The organism is Nonomuraea sp. NPDC004186 (genome assembly GCF_053603495.1).
In genome coordinates, this window is record NZ_JBSGFQ010000039.1 from 74,992 (window position 1) to 96,496 (window position 21,505).

Genomic DNA, 21,505 nt, shown 5'->3' on the forward strand with positions numbered 1-21,505 from the left:
GATTATGAGAACCGGGCCCCGAGCCGGGTCGTGACCCGGCGGAGCTTCCTGGGCACGCCGGCCGGGTACGGCTCGCGGGTGTGCAGCAGGGTCTGGTTGTCGGCGATCACGACGTCGCCGGCCTGCCAGCGGTGGGCGTACATGTGCCGGGGGTCGTAGAGCGCCCGGCGGATCCCCTCGATGATCCGCGTGGCGTCGTGGCCCGCCGGCGGGCGCGGCAGCGTGGTGGTGGTCGGGTTGATGATGACGACGTCCTCGGGAACGGGCTCGGAGAACCTCAGGGTCGGATGGCCGAGACGCGGATGGGGCACGACGAGCGGCACCTCGCGCGTCACCACTTCGCCGCCGGCGGTGGGCCGTTCGTAGCGGAACGTCAGGCCCTCCCACAATGCCCGCGTCTCCGGGTCGGCGTCGGCCAGGACCAGCGTCGTGTCGCAGAACAGCGTCGCCCCGCCCACGACCGGGTCGGTGGCCCGCAGGCACTGGAAGATCTGCAGGTCGGGCGCGCTCCCGGCGTTCATGTAGAGGCCGTCCCAGTGGATCGGCATGAACCCCGTCTCGAAGAGGTGGTCCTCCGGCTCGGCGTGCGCCTCCACGTAGAACGTCCGGCTGCCGTTCCACGCCACCGGCTCGCCCAGCCCACCGGCGAACTCCTCGAACTCCTCGTCGGTCGCGGCCCCCGTGAAGCCCCGCAGGACGACCAGGTGATGCTCGGCGACCAGGTCCAGGAGCCGCTCCGGCGGCAGCCCGGCGAGCCGGGCGTCCCCGCCGCCCAGCAGCCGCGCGCCGAACGGCTCCTGCCGCCGGACGTCGATGGTCGGATCGGACGGGGGTGGGACGGACATCGACGCGCCTGCCTTCGGTGGTCTCCGGTAGTACGTTCGCCGGATCGATACCCCCGCACGCGGCCGCTCATTTACGGAGAGTGATATAGCGTTACGTTCGGCAATCTTTCGTGGTCGGTGAGGAGTGCGATGAGTTCCGCGCCCGAGGTCGTCCCGCCGTCGGCCGTGGTGGTCTTCTCCGGCGGGCTGGACTCCACGGTGCTGGCCGCCCACTACCGCGCGACCCACCGCCTGCTGCTGATCTCCTTCGACTACGGCCAGCGCAACGGCCCGCGGGAGCTGGCGGCCGCCCGGGAGGTGGCGGCCCACCTGGAGGCCGAGCACCACACGATCACGATCACCGGTCTCGGCCCCCTGCTGACCGGCTGCTCGCTCACCGACCGCGCCCAGGACGTGCCGACCCTCGTGCCCACCGGCGCCGCCCTGCGCTCCATCACCATCCCCAACCGCAACGCCTTCATCGCCGACATGGCCGTGGCCGTCGCGATGGCCCGCCGCGCCGACGTGGTGGCGCTCGGCATCCACCGCACCCCGGAGGGCCATCCGATGCCCGACGGCAGGCCCGACTTCTTCGACGCCTACCGCGAGATGATCCGCCTCGGCGGCCGCGGGTTCCACCTTCCCCGTGTCGAGACGCCTTTCCTCGGCATGCTCAAGGAGGACGTCGTCGCCTACGGCCTGCGCCTGGACGCGCCGATGGGCAGGAGCTGGACCTGCTACCTCGACGGCCCGGTCCACTGCGGCGTGTGCCTGGCGTGCGTGTCACGCAGGGACGCCTTCTCGCTGAGCGGAGCGCCCGACCCGACCGTCTACGAAGGTGAGGCCAGTGATGACGCATCAGATCTGCGTACGGCATAACTTCGAGACCGCGCACCGGCTCCCGCACCTGGCGGGCAAGTGCGTGAACCTGCACGGCCACTCCTGGTGGGCCGAGGTCACGGTGCGGGCGGCCTGCTTGAGCGAAGAGCAGACCGTGGTGGAGTTCGGCGCGTTCAAGAAGGCTCTGCGGGCTTTCGTCGACGAGCACCTCGATCATGGCGCCATGCTGGGGATCGATGACCCGCTGGCCTCGCTCCTGGTGGCCCATGGCAGCAAGGTCTACCTGTTCGGTGAGCACCCGTACGCCAGGGATCTGCCGTATCCCACGGTCGAGGCGGTGGCGGTGATGCTCGGCAGGGCCGCGCAGAGCCTGCTGGCCGGCCTGCCGCACGCCGCGGGCGCCGCCGTGGCCAGGGTGAAGGTGACCGAGACGCACGTCAACGCCGCGGAGTTCCGGCCGCAGGCCGGCGCGACGCCCGCCACCCGGTCGCCGGCCGCCGACACGGTCAGCGGTGCGTGAACGCGGCCGTCGCCCGATGCGCCGCCCTCGGCCCGCCACCACCGCCCCCGGCCCGCCGTCGCCTCCTCGGTCCGCCACCACCGCCTCCCTCGGCCCGCCGCCACAGCCCTCGGCCCGTCGCCGCCACCGCCGTCCTCGTCCGGGCGGCCACGGCTGAGCCCCGGCGTGGCCCACCGGCACTGCCCCTTCGACCGGGTCCACCACGATGCGCACCTCCCTCTCCGTGACACGGCGCCGGGTGCGTGGGCCTGCGCGCTTGGGCGAAGGTCGCCGGGTCCGGCCTGGTCATCGTGGGCCGGAGCCGGGTGGCGGCTTGTCGTCGAGGGGTGCCCCCGTCGGTCGGGGCGGCGGGGCCGGGGGGTGGTCGTGTGGGTGGAGCCGTGGTGTTGAAGTTGACGACGACTAGGAGGGTGTGCGATCCTAAGGCGGGAGAGAGGTTGACATCAACATTAAATGTTGCCATCCATGTCCCTCTCGGTTTATGCTGCCATTCCGCGCTGCCTTTCGACGCCTCATGTCCCGGTGACTGCCGGGCGCTCGGCATGCGCGCATTCAGTCCCGCCGTCAGCTCCCGGAAGGACATCTGTTGGCAGCCTCGCGCAACGCCTCCGCCGTACCCGCTGGTCCCCGTCGCGTGTCTTTCGCGCGCATCCAGGAGCCCCTCGAAGTTCCTGACCTTCTCGCTCTGCAGACCGAGTCGTTCGACTGGCTGCTCGGGAACGAGAGGTGGAAGGCCCGGGTAGAGGCGGCTCGCCAGGCCGGGCGCAAGGACGTCCCGGCTCAGTCGGGCCTCGAAGAGATCTTCGAAGAGATCAGTCCGATCGAGGACTTCTCGGGGACCATGTCCTTGTCGTTCCGCGACCACCGATTCGAGCCGCCGAAGTACTCCGTGGATGAGTGCAAAGACAAGGACATGACCTTCTCCGCCCCGATGTTCGTGACGGCGGAGTTCATCAATAACACCACCGGTGAGATCAAGAGCCAGACGGTGTTCATGGGCGATTTCCCGCTCATGACGCCGAAGGGCACATTCATCATCAACGGCACCGAGCGTGTCGTGGTCTCGCAGCTGGTGCGTTCGCCCGGTGTCTACTTCGAACGCAATGTGGACAAGACGTCCGACAAGGACCTGTTCGGCTGCAGGGTCATCCCGTCGCGGGGTGCCTGGCTGGAGTTCGAGATCGACAAGCGCGACAGCGTCGGTGTTCGCATCGACCGTAAGCGCAAGCAGGCCGTCACGGTGCTGCTCAAGGCGCTGGGCTGGACCAGCGAGCAGATCCTCGAGAAGTTCGGCCAGTACGAGTCGATGCGGGCCACCCTGGAGAAGGACCACACGGCCGGCCAGGATGACGCGCTGCTGGACATCTACCGCAAGCTGCGGCCGGGTGAGCCGCCGACCAAGGAGTCGGCGCAGACCCTGTTGCAGAACCTCTATTTCAACCCCAAGCGCTACGACCTGGCCAAGGTCGGTCGCTACAAGGTCAACAAGAAGCTCGGCTCGGACACCGACATCAACGTCACCGTCCTGACCGAGGAAGACATCGTGGCGATGGTCGAATACCTGGTGCGGCTGCACGCCGGTGCGGAGCCGGCGGACCGGCCGCTGGAGACCGACGACATCGACCACTTCGGCAACCGGCGGATCCGTAACGTCGGCGAGCTCATCCAGAACCAGGTCCGCCTGGGCCTGGCCCGCATGGAGCGCGTCGTTCGCGAGCGCATGACCACGCAGGACGTCGAGGCGATCACGCCGCAGACCCTGATCAACATCCGCCCGGTCGTGGCGTCCATGAAGGAGTTCTTCGGCACCTCGCAGCTGTCGCAGTTCATGGACCAGACCAACCCCCTGTCCGGCCTGACGCACAAGCGGCGGCTGAACGCCCTGGGCCCCGGTGGTCTGTCCCGTGAGCGGGCCGGCTTCGAGGTCCGCGACGTGCACCCGTCCCACTACGGCCGGATGTGCCCGATCGAGACCCCTGAAGGCCCCAACATCGGCCTCATCGGCTACCTCGCCTGTTTCGGCCGGCTCAACGCCTTCGGCTTCATCGAGACTCCCTACCGCAAGGTCGTCGACGGCAAGGTCACCGAGCAGATCGACTACCTCACGGCCGACGAGGAAGACCGCTACGTCAAGGCGCAGGCCAACACGGTGCTCCACCCCGACGGCTCGTTCGCCGAGTCCCGCGTCCTGGTCCGCACCAAGGGCGGTGAGACCGAGCTCATGCGGGCCGAGGAGGTCGACTACATCGACGTGTCGCCGCGCCAGATGGTGTCGGTGGCCACGGCCATGATCCCCTTCCTGGAGCACGACGACGCCAACCGGGCGCTCATGGGCGCGAACATGATGCGCCAGTCGGTGCCGCTGCTGAAGAGCGAGGCGCCGCTGGTCGGAACCGGCATGGAATACCGTGCCGCCACTGACGCCGGTGACGTCATCAGCGCCGGGAAGGCCGGCGTGGTCGAGGAGGTCTCCGCCGACTACATCACGATCTCGAACGACGACGGCACCAGCACGACACATCGGCTGGCGACCTTCGACCGCTCCAACCAGGGCACGAGCTTCAACCAGAAGCCCATCGTCGCCGAGGGCGACCGGGTGGAGGTCAACCAGGTCATCGCCGACGGCCCCTGCACCGACAAGGGCGAGATGGCGCTGGGCAAGAACCTCCTGGTGGCGTTCATGCCGTGGGAGGGCCACAACTACGAAGACGCGATCATCATCTCGCAACGGCTGGTGCAGGACGACGTGCTCTCCTCGATCCACATCGAGGAGCACGAGGTCGACGCCCGCGACACCAAGCTGGGCCCCGAGGAGATCACCCGGGACATCCCGAACGTCTCCGAGGAGGTCCTGGCCGACCTCGACGAGCGCGGCGTCATCCGCATCGGCGCCGAGGTCACGCAGGGCGACATCCTCGTCGGCAAGGTCACCCCGAAGGGTGAGACCGAGCTGACGCCGGAGGAGCGGCTGCTGCGCGCGATCTTCGGTGAGAAGGCCCGCGAAGTCCGTGACACCTCGCTGAAGGTGCCGCACGGCGAGCAGGGCAAGATCATCGGCGTCCGCGTGTTCTCCCGCGAGGAGGGCGACGAGCTGCCTCCGGGTGTGAACGAGCTGGTCCGCGTCTACGTGGCCCAGAAGCGCAAGATCACCGACGGCGACAAGCTGGCCGGTCGGCACGGCAACAAGGGCGTCATCTCCAAGATCCTGCCCGTCGAGGACATGCCGTTCCTGGAGGACGGCACGCCGGTCGACATCATCCTCAACCCGCTGGGCGTGCCCGGCCGGATGAACGTCGGCCAGGTGCTGGAGACCCACCTCGGGTGGATCGCCGCCCGCGGCTGGGACATCTCCGGCATCGCCGAGGCCTGGGCCGAGCGGCTGCGTGACAAGGGCTTCGAGAAGGTGGCCCCGCGCACCAACATGGCCACGCCGGTCTTCGACGGCGCCCACGAGGAGGAGATCGTCGGCCTCCTCGACAACACCGTCCCCAACCGCGACGGTGACCGGATGGTGCAGCGCAGCGGCAAGGCGCAGCTGTTCGACGGTCGCAGTGGCGAGCCGTTCCCCTACCCCATCGCGGTCGGCTACATCTACATCCTGAAACTGCTGCACCTGGTCGACGACAAGATCCACGCGCGTTCGACGGGTCCGTACTCGATGATCACCCAGCAGCCGCTGGGTGGTAAGGCGCAGTTCGGTGGCCAGCGATTCGGTGAGATGGAGGTGTGGGCGCTGGAGGCGTACGGCGCCGCCTTCGCGCTCCAGGAGCAGCTGACCATCAAGTCCGACGACGTTCTCGGCCGGGTGAAGGTCTACGAGGCCATCGTCAAGGGCGAGAACATTCCCGAGCCGGGCATTCCGGAGTCCTTCAAGGTCCTCATCAAGGAAATGCAGTCGCTGTGCCTCAACGTCGAGGTGCTCTCCAGCGACGGCACGTCCATCGAGATGCGCGACACGGACGAGGACGTCTTCCGCGCGGCGGAAGAGCTCGGCATCGACCTGTCCCGGCGTGAGCCGAGCAGCGTCGAGGAGATCTGAGCCCGCCCCCAGCGAGATCCGGCGCCTCCGGAGGGAGGCGCCGGACGGCTCAGGTCGCGTCCGGCGCTGGGAGCGCCTGCTCGGCCCAGATGCACTTGCCGTCGGCGGTGAAGCGGGTTCCCCAGCGTTGCGAGAGGGCCGCGACGAGCTGGAGGCCGCGCCCGCCCTCGTCGGTCTCGCTGGCGCGGCGGATCCTCGGGGTGGTCTGGCTGCCGTCGGCGACCTCGCAGATGAGCGTACGGCTGCGCAGCAACCGCAGCCGGAGCGGGCCCCTGGCGTGCCGGATGACGTTGCCGACCAGCTCGCTGGCCACGAGTTCGGTGGTCATGACGAGGTCGTCCAGATGCCAGCGGGCAAGCTGGTCGCGTACGTGCTCGCGGGCCTCGCCTGCCGCGATCGGGTTGTCGGGAAGGGCCCAGGAGGCGACGTCCTCGGCCGGGAGCCGGTGGGTGCGGGCGATGAGCAGGGCGGCGTCGTCGGGGATCTGCTTGCGGGTCGGCAGCATGGCCTCGATGACGGACTCGCAGAGCCGGTCGAGGTCGCTGTCCGAGAGGCCGCCGCGCAGGCCGGTCAGGAGCCGGGTGAGCTCGGCCAGGCCGCTCTCGATGTCGCGGCTGGAGGACTCGATCAGCCCGTCGGTGTAGAACACGAGCAGGCTGTCCTCCGGCACGCGCAGCTCGTGCGTGCTGAGGGGCGGCGCGACGGCGCCGAGGGGCGGATCGGGCGTCACGTCGAGGACGCGGACCGTGCCGTCGGGGTGGACCAGAGCGGGCGGCGGATGACCGGCGCTGACCAGGGAGCATTCGCCGCTCGTCGGGTCGTACACCGCGTACAGGCAGGTGACGTAGAAGTCGTCGCCGAGGTCGCTGACGAGGTCGTTGAGGTGGGCGAGCAGCTCTCCCGGCGGCAGTTCGAGGTCCGCGAGCGTGCGTACGGCGGTGCGCAGGCGCCCCATGGTGACGGCCTCGGTCAGGCCGTGGCCCATGACGTCGCCGATGACGAGGGCGACCCGGTCCGCGGACAGCGGGATGATGTCGTACCAGTCGCCGCCGACCGCCACGGTGCCGCCGGGCAGATAGCGGGCCGCGGCGGTGAGGCCGGGCAGGGACGGCAGGGCCCGGGGGAGCAGGTGGCGCTGCAGCTCCTGGGCGCGGGTGTGCTCCAGGTCGTACATGCGGGCCCGGGCCAGGGCCTGGGCGATCAGCCCGCTGAGCGCGGTGAGCAGGGTGCGCTCCTCGCTGGTGAACTGGTGGGGCCGGTCGAAGGAGATCACGCAGTAGCCCATCGGCTGGTCGGGCACGCGCAGCGGGAGGATGGCCCAGCTGTCCATGCGCGAACCGGCCCTACGGTCGCCGCCGCCGGCACCCGGTGGCCGCTGCTCGGCCGTCGACGTGATGAAGATCGGCACGTGGGACCGGAGCACGTCCGCGTAGGCGGAGGGGACGAGGGCCGCGCGGTTCTGGAACTCGCCGAGGAGGTCGGTGGGGGCGCCGATCGACTCGACCAGATGGAGGTGATCGCCCTCCCGGGTCAGGACCGCCAGCCCCGCGGCCCCGAACGGCGGCAGCACCTGCTCGGCGATGACCTGCATGACGTCGCGGAGCGTCACCGCGTCGCCGAGGGTGCGGGTCAGCTCCTGGATCCGCGCGGCCCGCTCGGCGGAGGCCTGCTCGGCGGCCTCGCGCTGCTCGTCCTGGATCCGCTTGTCGGTGACGTCGGCGAGGTAGAGCGTCAGCCCGTCCGGCACCGGCACCAGGCGTACGTGGTACCACCGGTCGTCGGTCGGCCAGCGCATGTCGAAGCTGGCGGGCACGCGTTCGGCGGCGGCCTGGCGGCACATCGCCTGCAGCTCCGGCGTGTGGGCCGAGGTCAGCTCCCACAGCACCCGGCCGTTCAGGTCGCTGGACCCGAGGAGCCGCTCGGCGACGAGGTTGACGAACATGATCCGCCCGTCGCGGTCCACGGCGAGGAAGGCGTCGCTCATGTCGCGCAGCGCGCGGCCGGCCGACTCGCGGGCCACGCGGCTCTCGGTGGTGTCCCAGACCGTCCCGACCATGCGGACCGGCTCGCCCTGCTCGTCCAGCACCAGGCGGCCCCGGGCGTGCATCCAGCCCGTGGTCCCGTCCGGGCGGCAGGCGCGGTACTCGACCTCGTAGATGGCCCGGGTGCGGATGGCCTCCTCGGTCGCGGCCATCACCCTGGGCAGGTCCTTCGGGTGGACGATGTTCGACCAGGTGTCGATGTGGTGCGGCCCGGTCGCGGGGTCGATGCCCAGCATGATCAGCGCCGGCTCGTCCCAGTAGAGCTCTCCGGTGCGGATGTTCCAGTCCCAGGACCCGATCTTGACGGCCTTCAGCGCCTTGCGCAGGCCGGAGTCGGCCGAGCGCTCCGGCCACCACGAGCCTTTCGCACCCGAGTCGGCGCCGGTCCTGGCCAGCCGCTTGGCCAGCCAACCGGCCAGCGACCCGAGGAACTCCCGCTGGTCGCCGGTCGGCTCGGCGGCTCCGTCGCAGAGCACGGACAGCACGCCGAACGGCGGGCCCGGGCCGCGCAGCGGGACGGCCGCCACCGTCACGGGCCTGGCCCCGTCCAGGTCGGAACGCGAGACGGGGTGGCAGGCGGGCGTCCCGTCACGCAGGACCCGCACGATCACGTCCCGGGTCCCGCCCCACGCCTCCTGGACCGCCGGGGGCAGCCCGGACGCGGACACCAGCCGCGGCTCCCGGCTGCCGACGGGCCCGGCCCAGTGGATCATGCCGCCGAGCGCGTGCAGGTCGGCGACCGCCTGATCAAGGGCGTACTCCAGCACCTCGATGTCGCTCAGACCGGCGCACACCGAGGTGAGCACGCGAAGGCGTTCGTCCCCCGAAGCCGCGACGGGGGACCTGTTCACCGCCATCCTCTCGCCCCCCAGCAGTCACGAGAGAAATAGGCCACCAGCCCGATGCCGGACGCTTCTTCCACAGGGTAACGAAACGGCCGCCAAGGGCTGGCAAAGCGGTCAGCGGGCCGCCGCGCCGGCGGCGGAGTACGCCTGCTGGAGGGCGGACAGGAACAGGTCGGCCGGCTGGGCGCCCGACACGCCCCAGGTGTCGTTGAGCACGAAGAACGGCACGCCGCCGGCGCCGAGCCGGCGCGCCTCGCGGACGTCCGCGGCCACCTCGCCGGCGTACGCGTCGCCGCCGACGACCCGCCGCACCTCCTCGTCGGGGAGACCGACCTCGGTGCCCAGGCGTACCAGTGTGTCGGGGTCGTCGACCGTCTCGCCCTCGATCAGGTGCGCGCGCAGCAGCCGCTCGTGCATCGGGCCGTCCAGGCCGTGCTCGGCGGCGAGCTGGCCGAGCCGGTGCGCGTCCAGGGTGTTCACCGAGACCGCCCGGTCGAAGTCGTAGGTCAGGCCCTCGGCGGCGGCCAGCTCGGCGACCTGGCCGGTCATCTGCCGTACCTGGGCCGCCGACCCGCCGATCTTCTTGGCCAGCATGTCGTACACCGGTTCGCGGACGCCCTTGGGGTGCGACGGATCGAGCTGGAAGCTGTGCCAGCGCACCTGGACCTGGTCGGCGTGCTCGAACCGGCCGATGGCCGTCTCCAGGCGGCGCTTGCCGATGTAGCACCACGGGCAGACGATGTCGGACCACACGTCGATCCGTACCTGCGCGCTCACAGGTAGCACACCCCGTCCGTGCACACCGGCGCGGCATCCGTGCCGACGGGGATCAGCGTCGGGAGCCCGGCCGGCTGAGGGTCGGACTGGTCGGTGCCGTCGACCGGCGCCGGCGTCTCGAAGGGGGAGACAGACATGGTCACTTCCTAATAGTTACTTCTTGTATGCAACCTAAGGATAGGTAACCCTAGAGGTAACCGGGAAGAAGGTACATTCATGTCAGTTACGCACACGCGTGTGCCTGGGAAGGAGGCGCTCCGGTGTCAGGCCCGTACCTGAACGTTCCCGTGCCCGTCCCCGCCGACGGAGACTGCCCCATCCGCGAGGTCCTCGACATCGTGGCCGACAAGTGGAGCGTGCTGATCGTCGTGCTGCTCGGGCAGCGGATCCACCGCTTCAGCGAGCTGCACCGCTCGATCGAGGGCATCAGCCAGCGCATGCTCACCCTCACCCTGCGCACCCTCGTACGCGACGGCCTCGTGGCCCGGACCGCCTACGCGACGGTCCCGCCACGCGTCGAGTACGAGCTGACCGAGCTCGGCCGTACCCTGCTCGACCCGCTGACCGCGCTCGACGCCTGGGCCCGCGAGCACCGCGATGACATCGTGGCCGCCCGCCGGCACCATGACGCCCCGGAGGCGGAGGCCGCCCGGGGGTGAACCCGGGGCCTCAAACCCGGCCGTACAGCTCCGCCGGGCGTACGGTGATGGCCGTCACGAGCAGGCCGTCGGCGGCGAGCCAGCGGCCGACGAAGCCGGTCAGCTCCCGCCCCAGCACCCGGGGGCCGGGGACGAGGAAGCGGGCCGTGAAGGTCCCCGTACGGGTGAGGGTGATGTGGGCCTGGTCGAAGCCCAGCCAGCGCCGCGTCAGGGGGAACCACGCCTTGTAGACCGCCTCCTTGGCGCAGAACAGCAGCCGGTCCCAGTGGACGCCGGGGCCGAGCCGGGCCAGGGCGGCGAGCTCCCGGTCGAGGGCGATGGCCGGCAGGACGCCGTCGGGGAGCGGTTCGTGGGGTTCGGCGTCGATGCCGACGGTCAGCGCGTCCAGGGAGACCGCGGCCGCCCGGTATCCGGCGCAGTGCGTGATCGCCCCGGCCACCCCCGGCGGCCAGCCGGGAGCGCCGCGCTCGCCGGGCAGGATCGGCGCCGCGGGCAGCCCGAGCCGGTCCAGGGCGCGGCGGGCGCAGTGGCGGGCCGTGGTGAACTCGCGGCGCCGCTTGTCCACCGCGCGCGCGATGACGGCCTCCTCCTCGGGGAAGAGGGTCGCGTCCGGCGGGTCCCCGAACGCCTCCTCGGCGGCCACCCACGGCGGCAGGATCTTCTCGATCATGGCACGGGCAGGATCTGGCGGAGCCGGCCGGGCGGGGTGGGGCGGGGCCGCCACTCACGCGGGTAGCCCAGGGAGACCTCCTCGAAGCGGACGCCGTCGTGCCAGGTGGTGCGGGGGATGTGGAGATGGCCGTAGACGGCCGCGCAGGCGTTGAAGCGCAGGTGCCAGTCGGCGGTGCGCTCGGTGCCGCACCAGATCGCGAACTCCGGATGCCGCAGGACCAGAGTCGGCTCCCTGACCAGCGGATAGTGGTTGACCAGCACCGTCGGGACGCCCGGCGGGAGCTCGGCCAGGCGGCGTTCGGTCTCGGTGACCCTGGCGGCGCACCAGGCGTCCCGGGAGGCGTGGGGGTCCGGGTGGAGGAGGAACTCGTCGGTGCAGACCACGTCCTTGGCGTACGCGAGGGCGAGGGCTTCTTCCTTCGTCTCGGCGTCGGGGGTGCGGAAGGTGTAGTCGTACAGGACGAACAGCGGGACGATCACGGCGGGGCCGCCGGGGCCCGTCCAGGTGGGATACGGGTCCTCCGGCGTGACCACGCCCAGGCTGCGGCAGACCTTCACCAGGTGCTGGTAGCGCTCCTCCCCGCGCAGCTGGACCGGGTCGGAGGGATGCGTCCACATCTCGTGGTTGCCCGGCACCCACACCACCTTCGCGAAGCGGCGGCTGAGCAGGGTCAGGGCCCATTCGAGGCCGGCGACCTCCTCCGACACGTCCCCGGCGACCAGCAGCCAGTCCGAGGGGTCGCCGGGGTGGAGTCCTTCGAGGATGCGCCTGTTCTCCGCGTATCCGATGTGCAGATCGCTGATGGCCAGCAGCGCGGTCATGCGCGGATCGTCTCCAGGGACTTGAGGATCGTCTCGGCCACGGCGGCGTTGTGGTCGCGGACGAAGAAGTGCCCGCCGGACAGGACGTGCAGCTCGAAGCCGCCGCTGGTGTGCGCCTCCCACGCCTGCGCCTCGGCCGGGCTCGTCAGGGGATCGGCGTCGCCGGTCAGCGCGACGATCGGGCAGCCCACCGGCGCCCCTCCCGCGAACCGGTAGGTCTCGATCGCCCGGTAGTCGGCCCGGATCGTGGCCAGCACCATCGCCCGCAGCTCGGCGTCGTCCAGCACCGCCGCCTCGCTGCCGTTCAGCGCCTTCAGGTGCGCCACCAGCTCGTGGTCGTCGAGCAGGTGCAGCATGTCGTGGCGGACCCGGCTGGGCGCGCGCCGCCCCGACACGAACAACGCCGTGGGCCCGTGGTCGCCGAGGGCCAGGGCGGTCTCGAACGCGACGAGCGCCCCCATGCTGTGCCCGAAGAACGCCCGCGGCCGGCCGTCCCCGGGGCCCAGGACGTCGGCGATGCGGCCGGCCAGCAGCCGCAGGTCGTTGACGGGCGGCTCGTGGCGGCGCTCCTGCCTGCCGGGGTACTGGACGGCGACCAGCTCTGCGGCGGGCGCCAGCGCCGCCGCCAGGGGGTGGTAGAAGCCGGCCGAGCCTCCGGCGTGCGGGAAGCAGATCACCTGCGCGTCGCTGTGCGGCGACGGATGGGAGCGGTGCAGCCAGGGATTGGTCCTCGTCACGGCGTCTCTCCTTCGGTTCGGGGACTCAGTTCGGGGACGGGGAGTCGCGGAACTCGGCGGCGACGGAACGGACATAGCGACCATAACTGGACGCGGAGAGCTCGCTGCCCAGCCGGTCGCAGGCCTCGGCGTCGATGAAGCCCATCCGGAGCGCGATCTCCTCCACGCAGGCGATGCGCACCCCCTGCCGCTGCTCCAGCACCTGGACGTACTGGCTGGCCTGGAGGATGGACTCCGGGGTCCCGGCGTCCAGCCAGGCGAACCCGCGCCCGAGGTCGACGAGCCGGGCCTTGCCGCGCGCCAGATAGGTACGGTTCACGTCGGTGATCTCCAGCTCGCCCCGGGCGGACGGCTGCAGGTTCTTGGCGATGTCCACCACGTCGTTGTCATAGAGGTACAGGCCGACGATCGCCCGGTTGGACCGGGGATTGATGGGTTTCTCCTCGATGGAGATGAGCCGGCCGTCGGCGTCGGTCTCGCCGATCCCGTAGCGTTCGGGGTCGCTCACCGGATAGCCGAACAGCACGCAGCCGTCCACGTCGGACGTGCTCTGCTGGAGGATGTCGAAGAACGAGTGGCCGTGGAAGATGTTGTCACCGAGCACGAGGGCCACCGAGTCGTCGCCGATGTGGTCGGCCCCGATGATGAAGGCGTCCGCCAGGCCGACCGGCTGGGACTGCTCCGCGTAAGTGATGTCGAGCCCCAGATGCGACCCGTCGCGCAGCAGGCGGGTCAGCTGGGGCAGGTCCGTGGGGGTCGAGATGATCAGGATGTCGGTGATGTTCGCCAGCATGAGCGCCGACAGCGGGTAATAGATCATCGGCTTGTCGTTCACCGGGAGAAGCTGCTTCGAGACGGCCAGGGTGAGCGGGTAGAGCCGGGTTCCGTGACCGCCCGCCAGAATGATGCCCTTCATGTCTGATTCCTTCGATGAAAACTCGTAAACGGAAATCAATCAGTGGGGGGTGAGTGTGATCCTGCTCGCGGCGTGCCGTTCCACCTGCGCGCGGCTGTAGAGAAGCGGGAAATACTCGCCCGACCTCCAGCGCTCCGCGAGATCCCGGTAGTGCGGGCTGCGCGGGTCGCCGGACTGGCCGGGCGCGTTCACGGCGCGGGAGTTGTCCCATCGGCCGACGTCCAGCACCATCTTGAACGAGGCCCCCGACGACTGCTGGAAGGTGGCCGGGCTGTAGGAGGACGCGTCGACCGTGTACGCCGACCCGCCCCGTGGGAAGGGACCCACGTCCGCGCCGACGGGGCTCGTGAACGCGGTGTACTGCAGCGCCCCCCACCTCCACGTGCGCGGGTCGGCGCCGAGCCGCCCGGCGACCTCGCGGTAGGCGGCTGCCAGCGACGTGTCCAGCAGCTCGTCCCGCGCCGCCTTCCCGCCGGAGCCGAACCACCGGTCCGGGTTCTCCAGCGCGTCGACCAGCAGGCGGGCGTCGACGAAGGGGATGGAGTCCGCCACCTCCGGCGGCAGCACGGCGCGGCGGAAGGCCGGCCCGAGATGGCGCGAGAACCACGGCTCGAACAGCGCCGCCTCCGGCGAGTCCGCGTCCGCGACGCCGTCGTAGGAGCGGAGCAGCCGCAGCGCCCGCGTGGTGTCCGGGTCCGTGCTCGTCAGGCCGTCGAGCAGGCGCACGATCCGCCGCGCGGGCGTGGACACCTTGTCGGCCTGCAGGCGGATGGAGTCCTCGACCGTGCCGCGCGGGCTCGCCGCGAGCACCTCGTCGATCCGCTGCCTGCGGTAGGGCGGGTCCCACTCGAACCCGATCTCGTCGGGGTGGTCCGCGGGGAGGTTGAACTCGTTCGCCGAGGAGACGAACCCCTGCCGCGGATTGTAGGAGCGCGGCAGGCGGGCGCCGTCGAGGAAGCCGTCCCACTCGTAGCGGCCGTCGCCCGGGACGGGCAGCAGGCCGTCGTAGCCGTCGCGTTTGGGGGTGAGGGCGCCGGGCACCCAGCCGATGTTGCCCGAGACGTCGGCGTACACCTGGTTCTCGGGAGGGCCGCCCCAGGTGCGCATGGCCGCCGAGAACTCCGTGAAGTCGCGGGCCCCCATGTACGTCATGCTGCCGAAGTAGGGGGACGTGCCGGGCTCCAGCCAGGTGGTGCGCACGGCGTACGCGAGGTTGCGCTGCCGGTCGATCTTGATCACCGGGCCGTGCCGGGTGAAGGGGAGCTCCACGTCCACCGGCGCCGCGCCCGCGACCGGCACCCGCTCGGCCGTCGTCCTGAAGCGCTCCCAGCCGCCGCCGTACCGGTACCTGCCCGGGTCGGCGGGGTCGAGCTCGTAGACGTAGAGGTCCTCCTGGTCGGCGCCGAAGATGGTCAGGCCGAACGCGACGGTGCCGTTGTGCCCCATCGAGATCCCGGGGAGCGCGGGCTCACCGGCCCCGATGACGTCGAGCCCGGGGGCCGACAGATGGGCCATGTAGCGCAGCGAAGGCGCGGTCAGCGACCGGTGCGGGTCGCCGGCCAGGATGGGCCGGCCCGTGGCGGTGCGGCCCGGCGAGATCGCCCAGCTGTTGCTGCCACCGTTGCTGCCACCGGGGTCCGCGGGGGAGGCGGGGGCCGGGCGTAACGCGCCGTTCTCGAAGACCACGCCCCGCGTGGCCAGCTCGTACGTCCGCAGCACGTCCATGGGCACGGAGCAGGGGTCGAGTCCCTTGGGCACGGCGGCGGCGCGCTCGGGCTCCAGCCGCCACAGCGCCGCCGAGGCCTTGGCCCCGCCCGCGCAGACGACGAGCGAGCGCAGCACCTCGCTGTAGACGTTCTTGGCGATGCCGTGGCTCCTGATCCGCACCACGTCCTCCGGCTTCCACAACGCGGGCGCGTACCCGAGCTGCCGGAACTCGGGCGGCAGCTGCTCCGGGTTCTGCCCGAGCCGGCGCACGTAAGCGTTGATGCCCTCGGTGAAGCGGGTCGCGGCCCGTTGCGCCCCGGGGCCGTAGCTCGCCCACTCCCGGTCCATGTCACCGCGGTAGAGGAACATCCGCGCGGCCTTGTCCTGCTCCACGTAGGCGGGGCCGAGGACCGAGGAGAGCTCTCCCAGGCCGCGCCGCCGCCAGAGGTCGATCTGGAACAGCCGGTCCCTGGCGGCGTTGAAGCCCTGCGCGAGGAAGAGGTCGTCGGTGTTCCGGGCGTAGATGTGCGGCACGCCCCACCGGTCCACGATCAGCTCGACCGGCTGCTTGAGGCCGGGGACCCGCAGGGTCTCCGCGTCCTGCGGGCGGGCGGCGGCGGGCAGTGTCGTCAGTGCCAGGACGAGCCCGGCGGTCAGCGCCGTTCCGGCGCGCAGGCGTCTCCGCATGGCACAGCACCTCTCGTTCAACGCGGCTCATATGCTTTGAGGGGCTTCCACCAGTCGCGGTGCTCCAGATACCAGCGCACCGTCTCCGCCAGCCCCTCGGTGAACGGGACGCGCGGCGCGTAGCCCAGCTCCTTCTGGATCTTGCTGATGTCCACGGAGTAGCGGAAGTCGTGGCCTTTGCGGTCGGCGACCGGCCGGACCATCGACCAGTGCATGCCCATGATGTCCAGCACGCGCCTGGTCAGCGTCAGGTTGCTCAGCTCGGTACCGCCGCCGATGTTGTAGACCTCCCCGGCGCGTCCCGACTCCGCGACCAGCGCGATGCCGTCGCAGTGGTCGTCCACGTGCAGCCAGTCCCGCACGTTCGCGCCGTCGCCGTAAAGAGGCACCGGCAGCCCGTCCGCCAGGTTGGTGACGAACAGCGGGATGACCTTCTCCGGGAACTGGTAGGGGCCGTAGTTGTTGGAGCAGCGGGTCACGCACACGTCCAGCCCGTGCGTCCGGTGGTAGGCCAGGGCGAGCAGGTCGGAGGACGCCTTCGACGCCGAGTACGGGGAGTTCGGGCCGAGGGGGTCGTCTTCCGAGAACGAGCCCTCCGGGGTGGAGCCGTAGACCTCGTCCGTGGAGACGTGCACGAACCTGCCGACCCCGGCCTCCAGCGCGCACTGCAGCAGCGTGTGGGTGCCGAGCACGTTGGTCCGGACGAACTCCGCCGACCCCTCGATGGAGCGGTCGACATGCGACTCGGCGGCGAAATGGACGACCAGGTCCACCTTCTCCATCGCGTCCCGCACGAGTGCCACGCCGGCGATGTCCCCGTGGACGAACCGGAGCCGGGGGTCGTCGAGCACCTCCGCCAGGTTCTCCAGGTTCCCCGCGTACGTCAGCTTGTCGAGCACCACGACCTCGGCCTCGGCCAGCGCCGGATAGTGCCCCTGGAACACCCTGTTGACGAAGTTCGACCCGATGAAACCGGCGCCACCCGTCACAAGAATGCGCATCCTCAGTCCTCTTCGTAGGCCCTGTCCGGTCCGCCCGGCGGCGACTTCCATGACAGGACGCGCGCGGCGGCATCGGCCAGTGAATTCCGGATATTTAGGGGGGACCGGCACCGGAAAAAGCTCTTCGCTCCCGTCCCGCCGTACATTTAGGGGCTGTTTAGGGGCTGACGGGACGGCACCCGGCCGTGCCTGCCGAAACCCGGTAGGGGTGGGGATAAGGGTTGGTGTGGGAGGGGTGCCCATGTAGCGTTCTTGCTGATGAGACCGGCCGAATTCAGAGCCGTCTCGGAAATTCCCGGAAGATCGGTCGCACCCGTGCCCACGGCATGTGAGAGGTGGCGAACGTGCGAGAAAAGACCTCCTTTTCGGAATCAAATCTTTTTGAGGGCGGACGACGTTGCTGACTATCAGCCCCACCGGCTCCCCTGTCGTTCAGGAGGAGCGCGAGCGCGATTTTCGTGAACCTGCCGTACGCCTGGCCCGGCTGCTGGACGCCGGCTCCGTCGTGCCGCTGCACGACAAGGACGCCAGCGGCGTGACCGCCGTGCGCGGGCGCGTCGCGGGAAGGGACGTGATCGCCTACTGCACCGACGCCCTCAACATGGGCGGCGCGATGGGCGCGGAGGGCTGCCGCTGGGTCGTGGAGGCCATCGACGCGGCCGTGCTCGAAGGCGTTCCCGTGATCGGCCTGTGGCACTCCGGCGGGGCCAGGCTGGCCGACGGCGTCGAGTCGATGGACGGCGTCGGAAAGGTGTTCCGCGCGATGACGCGGGCCTCCGGCCGGGTGCCCCAGATCTCGGTCGTCCTCGGACCGGCCGCCGGGGCCGCCGCCTACGGGCCCGCGCTGACGGACGTCGTGATCATGTCGTCCGCCGCGCGCATGTTCGTGACCGGCCCCGACGTCGTACGCACCGTCACGGGCGAGCAGGTCGACATGGAGTCGCTCGGCGGCCCCGGCGCCCACGGCCGCAAGTCGGGCGTGGCGCACGTGGTCGTCGAGAACGAGGCGGAGGCGTACCAGACGGCACGGCGCTTCACCGAGCTCTTCAACGGTCCGCGCTCCTTCGACCCGGACCTGGTGAAGGACGGCGACGACCTCGCGGCGCTGCTGCCGGAGAACCCGCGCCGCGCCTACGACGTGCGCCCCCTGGTCCGCGAGCTCCTCGACGACGGCGGGTTCGAGGAGCTGCAGCCGCGCTGGGCGGCCAACGTCGTCATCGGGCTCGGCCGGCTCGCCGGCGGGGCCGTCGGCGTCATCGCCAACAACCCCCTGCGCAAGGGCGGCTGCCTGGACTCGCTCAGCGCCGAGAAGGCCTCGCGGTTCGTCCGCATGTGCGACGCGTTCGGCATCCCGCTGGTCGTGCTCGTGGACGTGCCCGGTTACCTGCCCGGCGTCGGCCAGGAGTGGGACGGCGTGATCCGGCGAGGCGCCAAGCTCCTGCACGCGTTCGCCGAGGCCGTCGTGCCCAGGGTCACCCTCGTCACGCGCAAGTCGTACGGCGGCGCGTACATCGCGATGAACTCCCGCTGCCTCGGGGCGACGGCGGTCTTCGCCTGGCCCCAGGCCGAGGTCGCGGTGATGAGCGCGGAGGCCGCCGTGGGCATCCTGCACCGCAAGCGGCTGGCCGCCGCCCCCGACGAGGACCGCGAGGCGCTGCGGCTGAGCCTCGTCGAGGAGCAGATCCGTACGGCCGGCGGCGTGGGACGGGCCCTCGCGCTGGGCGTCGTGGACGAGGTGGTCGAGCCCGAGCACACCCGGCGGAGGATCGCCGAGGCCCTGGCCGCGACGCCGGCGCGGCGCGGCGACCACGGCAACATCCCCCTCTGACCGCGCCCGGTGGTACTGATGGGAAAGGCGTACTGGCAGTGGCCAAGCAATTCACGGGAATCCTGGGAACCGGTTCCTACCTGCCCAAGGAAGAGGTCGCCAACGAGGAGGTGGCGGCCAAGGCCGGCGTGACCGCGGAATGGATCCAGCGCAAGACCCAGATCTCCGCCCGCCGCCATGCCGCTCCCGACGAGGCCACCTCCGACCTCGCCGTCCGGGCCGCCAGGAACGCGCTGAGCCAGGCCGGCGTCGACATCGGCCGGATCGGCTACATCATCGTGTCCACCTCGACCGGCGACTCGCCCCAGCCGCCGACCTCGTACCTGGTCCAGGACGCGCTCGGCGGGCGCGGCGCCGCCTGCTTCGACATCAACGTCGTCTGCAGCGGTTTCGTGTACGCGCTGGCGCTGGCCGACAGCCTCGTCGCGCTCCGCCCCGACACCTACGCGCTGGTGGTGGCCGCGGACGTGTACTCGCGCATCCTCGACGCCACCGACCGCCGTACGGCCGTGCTCTTCGGGGACGGCGCCGGCGCGGCCGTCGTCGGCCCGGTGCCGGAACGCTCCGGGATCATCGGCTTCGACCTGACCAGCGACGGCGGGGCCAGCCAGCTCATCAGGGTCGACGCCGGAGGCAGCAGGCTTCCCGCCTCCCACGAGACGGTCGAGGCCGGCGACCACTACTTCCGCATGGACGGCCGCGGGGTCAGGAACTACGTGATGGAGCACGTGCCGCCCATCCTGGAGGGCCTGGTGAGCCGCGCCGGGTTCCGGCCGCAGGAGGTCGACGTCTTCGTGCCGCACCAGGCGAACGGGGTCATGGTCACCGAACTGGTCGAACGCGTCGGCCTCACCGGCGCGCGCACCGCCCGGACGCTGGAGCGGTACGGAAACGTGGGCAGCGCCTCGGTCCCCGTGGCGCTCGACGAGGCGAACCGGTCGGGCCTCATCAAGGACGGCGATCTCGTCCTGCTCGCCGGGTTCGGCGGCGGCATGTCCATCGGGGCGTGCCTTCTTCACTGGTCGGCGCCGACGGTGCCGGTGTCACAGGAGGCGTGATGAGCGAGATGCGCAAGGTCGGCATCGTCGGGTGCGGCGTCATGGGCTCGGGCATCGCGGAGGCGTGCGCCCGCGCCGGGCTCGACGTGATCGTCGCCGTGTCCACGGAGGCGTCCCTCGCGCCCGCGCGGCGGCGCGTGACCGCGTGGCTCGACCGGGGCCTGCGCAGGGCCACGATCACCGAGGCCGAGCGGGACACGGCGCTGGCCCGCGTCTCCTTCGTCACGGACCTCGCCGAGCTCGGCGACCGGCAGATCGTCTTCGAGGCCGTCCCCGAGAGCGAGTCGATCAAACTCGACGTACTGGGGGCGCTGGACAAGATCCTGGACGACCCGGACGCGATCCTCGCGTCGAACACCTCCTCCATCCCGATCATCCGGCTGGCGCGGGCCACCAGCCGGCCCGCCCAGGTGATCGGGGTGCACTTCTTCAACCCGATGCCCGCGCTCCCGCTGGTGGAGCTCATCGGGTCGCTGCTGACGGCGGACGAGACGTACGCGCGGGCGGAGTCGTTCGTCGCCGGGACGCTCGGCAAACAGGTGATCAGGTCGCAGGACCGCGCCGGTTTCGTGGTCAACGCGCTGCTCATCCCGTTCCTGCTGTCGGCCGTGCGGATGGTGGAGAGCGGGTTCGCCCGCGCCGACGTCGTCGACCAGGGCATGGTGCTGGGCTGCTCCCACCCGATGGGCCCGCTGAAGCTGGCCGACCTGATCGGCCTGGACACGGTGGCCTCGATCGCGGAGGCCCTCTACGAGGAGTTCAAGGAGCCGCTCTACACGCCCCCGCCGCTCCTGCTGCGCATGGTCGAGGGCGGCCTCCTGGGAAAGAAGACCGGCCGCGGATTCTACGAATACGCGTAGCGGCCGGCGGACACCACAGAAAGGTTTTCGGACATGCAGATCCGCCAGCTCAGGGTGGACGGCGCGTTCTTGATCCAGCCCAAGGTCTTCCACGACGACAGGGGCCTGTTCCTCGAGGCCTTCAGCCAGCCGGAGTTCCGGAAGGCGGTCGGCCACGAGCTCTCGGTCGCCCAGGTCAACTGCTCGGTGTCGCGGCGCGGGACCATCCGCGGCCTGCACGCCACCGCGCTGCCGGGCCAGGCCCGCTACATGACCTGCCCGCAGGGCGCCATCATCGACATCCTGGTCGACATCAGGGTCGGCTCGCCCACCTACGGCGAGCACGTCGCGGTCGAGCTGAGCGCGGAGAACCGCAACGCCCTCTACCTGGCCGAAGGGCTCGCCCACGGGTTCGCGCCGCTGACGGACCAGGCCACGGTGGTGTACCTGTGCTCCAGCACGTGGTCCCCCGGCACGTCGATCCAGATCGACCCCCTGGACCCGGAGCTGGCCCTGCCCTGGCCGGCCAAGCGCGACCTGCTGTCGGAGAAGGACCTCGCCGCCCCGTCCCTGCGCGAGGCCGAGAAGCTCGGGCTGCTGCCGGACTACTCCGCCTGCCGCGCCCGCTACGCCGAACTCGAGGACCCCGCCCTCGTCGGCTGACGACGGGCGAGACAGGCAAGGAGCACAGC

General features: G+C 70.8%; 18 protein-coding genes. 8 read left to right on the top strand and 10 right to left on the bottom strand.

The features are described 5' to 3' along the window. Positions 1–2 precede the first annotated feature (2 nt). Positions 3–845, bottom strand: a complete 843-nt coding sequence (locus tag ACWEPL_RS29390; protein ID WP_452438046.1) for a TauD/TfdA dioxygenase family protein — start codon at positions 843–845, stop codon at positions 3–5. Between the two features lie 117 nt (positions 846–962). On the opposite strand from ACWEPL_RS29390, the gene ACWEPL_RS29395 reads away from it, so the two are divergent. From ACWEPL_RS29395 to rpoB, 3 genes are all read left to right on the top strand, one after another. Next, positions 963–1,703 carry a 7-cyano-7-deazaguanine synthase gene (locus ACWEPL_RS29395; protein ID WP_452438047.1) on the top strand — a complete coding sequence of 247 codons (741 nt, stop codon included), beginning with the start codon at positions 963–965 and terminating at the stop codon, positions 1,701–1,703. Then, positions 1,675–2,184 (top strand): 6-pyruvoyl trahydropterin synthase family protein, encoded by a 510-nt coding sequence (locus tag ACWEPL_RS29400; protein ID WP_452438048.1) that lies wholly within the window; start codon positions 1,675–1,677, stop codon positions 2,182–2,184. Before ACWEPL_RS29395 ends, ACWEPL_RS29400 begins: the two co-directional genes overlap by 29 nt. 586 nt (positions 2,185–2,770) lie before the next feature. Beyond that, positions 2,771–6,223, top strand: coding sequence for a DNA-directed RNA polymerase subunit beta (gene rpoB, locus ACWEPL_RS29405; protein WP_363982097.1), 3,453 nt, complete (start codon positions 2,771–2,773; stop codon positions 6,221–6,223). A gap of 49 nt (positions 6,224–6,272) precedes the next feature. On the opposite strand, the gene ACWEPL_RS29410 is transcribed toward rpoB, so the two are convergent. From ACWEPL_RS29410 to ACWEPL_RS29420, 3 genes are all read right to left on the bottom strand, one after another. Further along, positions 6,273–9,116, bottom strand: a complete 2,844-nt coding sequence (locus tag ACWEPL_RS29410; protein WP_452438049.1) for a SpoIIE family protein phosphatase — start codon at positions 9,114–9,116, stop codon at positions 6,273–6,275. A 108-nt stretch (positions 9,117–9,224) separates the two neighbouring features. Then, positions 9,225–9,887, bottom strand: coding sequence for a DsbA family oxidoreductase (locus ACWEPL_RS29415; RefSeq protein ID WP_452438050.1), 663 nt, complete (start codon positions 9,885–9,887; stop codon positions 9,225–9,227). Further along, entirely contained in the window at positions 9,884–10,024 is a 141-nt protein-coding gene (locus ACWEPL_RS29420) for a hypothetical protein (RefSeq protein WP_350742972.1), read from the bottom strand. The genes ACWEPL_RS29415 and ACWEPL_RS29420 overlap by 4 nt, the downstream gene beginning before the upstream one ends. Positions 10,025–10,147: 123 nt before the next feature. Between ACWEPL_RS29420 and ACWEPL_RS29425 the strand changes: the two genes are divergently transcribed. Further along, positions 10,148–10,546, top strand: coding sequence for a winged helix-turn-helix transcriptional regulator (locus ACWEPL_RS29425; protein ID WP_350742974.1), 399 nt, complete (start codon positions 10,148–10,150; stop codon positions 10,544–10,546). Positions 10,547–10,556: 10 nt separating this feature from the next. Here the strand turns inward: ACWEPL_RS29425 and ACWEPL_RS29430 are convergent, their stop codons facing one another. The 6 genes from ACWEPL_RS29430 to rfbB are packed head-to-tail and all read right to left on the bottom strand — an operon-like array spanning position 10,557 to position 17,088. Next, positions 10,557–11,216 (bottom strand): 4'-phosphopantetheinyl transferase family protein, encoded by a 660-nt coding sequence (locus ACWEPL_RS29430; protein ID WP_355213022.1) that lies wholly within the window; start codon positions 11,214–11,216, stop codon positions 10,557–10,559. Further along, on the bottom strand, positions 11,213–12,040 hold the full coding sequence (locus tag ACWEPL_RS29435) for a metallophosphoesterase family protein (RefSeq protein ID WP_452438051.1): 828 nt from the start codon (positions 12,038–12,040) through the stop codon (positions 11,213–11,215). Before ACWEPL_RS29435 ends, ACWEPL_RS29430 begins: the two co-directional genes overlap by 4 nt. Beyond that, entirely contained in the window at positions 12,037–12,777 is a 741-nt protein-coding gene (locus ACWEPL_RS29440; RefSeq protein WP_350742980.1) for a thioesterase II family protein, read from the bottom strand. Before ACWEPL_RS29440 ends, ACWEPL_RS29435 begins: the two co-directional genes overlap by 4 nt. 25 nt (positions 12,778–12,802) lie before the next feature. After that, positions 12,803–13,693: a glucose-1-phosphate thymidylyltransferase RfbA gene (gene rfbA, locus ACWEPL_RS29445; protein WP_350742982.1), complete on the bottom strand. Its 891-nt coding sequence runs from the start codon at positions 13,691–13,693 to the stop codon at positions 12,803–12,805. 39 nt (positions 13,694–13,732) lie between these two features. Next, positions 13,733–16,087, bottom strand: a complete 2,355-nt coding sequence (locus ACWEPL_RS29450) for a penicillin acylase family protein (RefSeq protein ID WP_452438052.1) — start codon at positions 16,085–16,087, stop codon at positions 13,733–13,735. A 17-nt stretch (positions 16,088–16,104) separates the two neighbouring features. After that, positions 16,105–17,088 (bottom strand): dTDP-glucose 4,6-dehydratase, encoded by a 984-nt coding sequence (gene rfbB / locus ACWEPL_RS29455; RefSeq protein WP_452438053.1) that lies wholly within the window; start codon positions 17,086–17,088, stop codon positions 16,105–16,107. A 400-nt stretch (positions 17,089–17,488) separates the two neighbouring features. Between rfbB and ACWEPL_RS29460 the strand changes: the two genes are divergently transcribed. The 4 genes from ACWEPL_RS29460 to rfbC are packed head-to-tail and all read left to right on the top strand — an operon-like array spanning position 17,489 to position 21,476. After that, positions 17,489–18,916, top strand: coding sequence for an acyl-CoA carboxylase subunit beta (locus ACWEPL_RS29460; RefSeq protein WP_452438061.1), 1,428 nt, complete (start codon positions 17,489–17,491; stop codon positions 18,914–18,916). A gap of 38 nt (positions 18,917–18,954) precedes the next feature. Next, positions 18,955–19,974, top strand: coding sequence for a 3-oxoacyl-ACP synthase III family protein (locus ACWEPL_RS29465; protein ID WP_350742988.1), 1,020 nt, complete (start codon positions 18,955–18,957; stop codon positions 19,972–19,974). Then, positions 19,974–20,834 carry a 3-hydroxybutyryl-CoA dehydrogenase gene (locus ACWEPL_RS29470; RefSeq protein WP_350742989.1) on the top strand — a complete coding sequence of 287 codons (861 nt, stop codon included), beginning with the start codon at positions 19,974–19,976 and terminating at the stop codon, positions 20,832–20,834. The genes ACWEPL_RS29465 and ACWEPL_RS29470 overlap by 1 nt, the downstream gene beginning before the upstream one ends. Positions 20,835–20,867: 33 nt before the next feature. Continuing rightward, complete coding sequence (rfbC, locus tag ACWEPL_RS29475) at positions 20,868–21,476, top strand: dTDP-4-dehydrorhamnose 3,5-epimerase (RefSeq protein WP_350742991.1); 609 nt, start codon at positions 20,868–20,870, stop codon at positions 21,474–21,476. Positions 21,477–21,505: the final 29 nt, after the last annotated feature.

What these genes read in the sequence shown, in the direction of transcription:
- rfbB (WP_452438053.1), bottom strand. Translation starts at nt 17,088, where the DNA reads ATGCGCATTCTTGTGACGGGTGGCGCCGGTTTCATCGGGTCGAACTTC.
- ACWEPL_RS29390 (WP_452438046.1), bottom strand. Translation starts at nt 845, where the DNA reads ATGTCCGTCCCACCCCCGTCCGATCCGACCATCGACGTCCGGCGGCAG.
- ACWEPL_RS29470 (WP_350742989.1), top strand. Translation starts at nt 19,974, where the DNA reads ATGAGCGAGATGCGCAAGGTCGGCATCGTCGGGTGCGGCGTCATGGGC.
- rfbA (WP_350742982.1), bottom strand. Translation starts at nt 13,693, where the DNA reads ATGAAGGGCATCATTCTGGCGGGCGGTCACGGAACCCGGCTCTACCCG.
- ACWEPL_RS29435 (WP_452438051.1), bottom strand. Translation starts at nt 12,040, where the DNA reads ATGACCGCGCTGCTGGCCATCAGCGATCTGCACATCGGATACGCGGAG.
- ACWEPL_RS29430 (WP_355213022.1), bottom strand. Translation starts at nt 11,216, where the DNA reads ATGATCGAGAAGATCCTGCCGCCGTGGGTGGCCGCCGAGGAGGCGTTC.
- ACWEPL_RS29450 (WP_452438052.1), bottom strand. Translation starts at nt 16,087, where the DNA reads ATGCGGAGACGCCTGCGCGCCGGAACGGCGCTGACCGCCGGGCTCGTC.
- rfbC (WP_350742991.1), top strand. Translation starts at nt 20,868, where the DNA reads ATGCAGATCCGCCAGCTCAGGGTGGACGGCGCGTTCTTGATCCAGCCC.
- ACWEPL_RS29420 (WP_350742972.1), bottom strand. Translation starts at nt 10,024, where the DNA reads ATGTCTGTCTCCCCCTTCGAGACGCCGGCGCCGGTCGACGGCACCGAC.
- ACWEPL_RS29400 (WP_452438048.1), top strand. Translation starts at nt 1,675, where the DNA reads ATGACGCATCAGATCTGCGTACGGCATAACTTCGAGACCGCGCACCGG.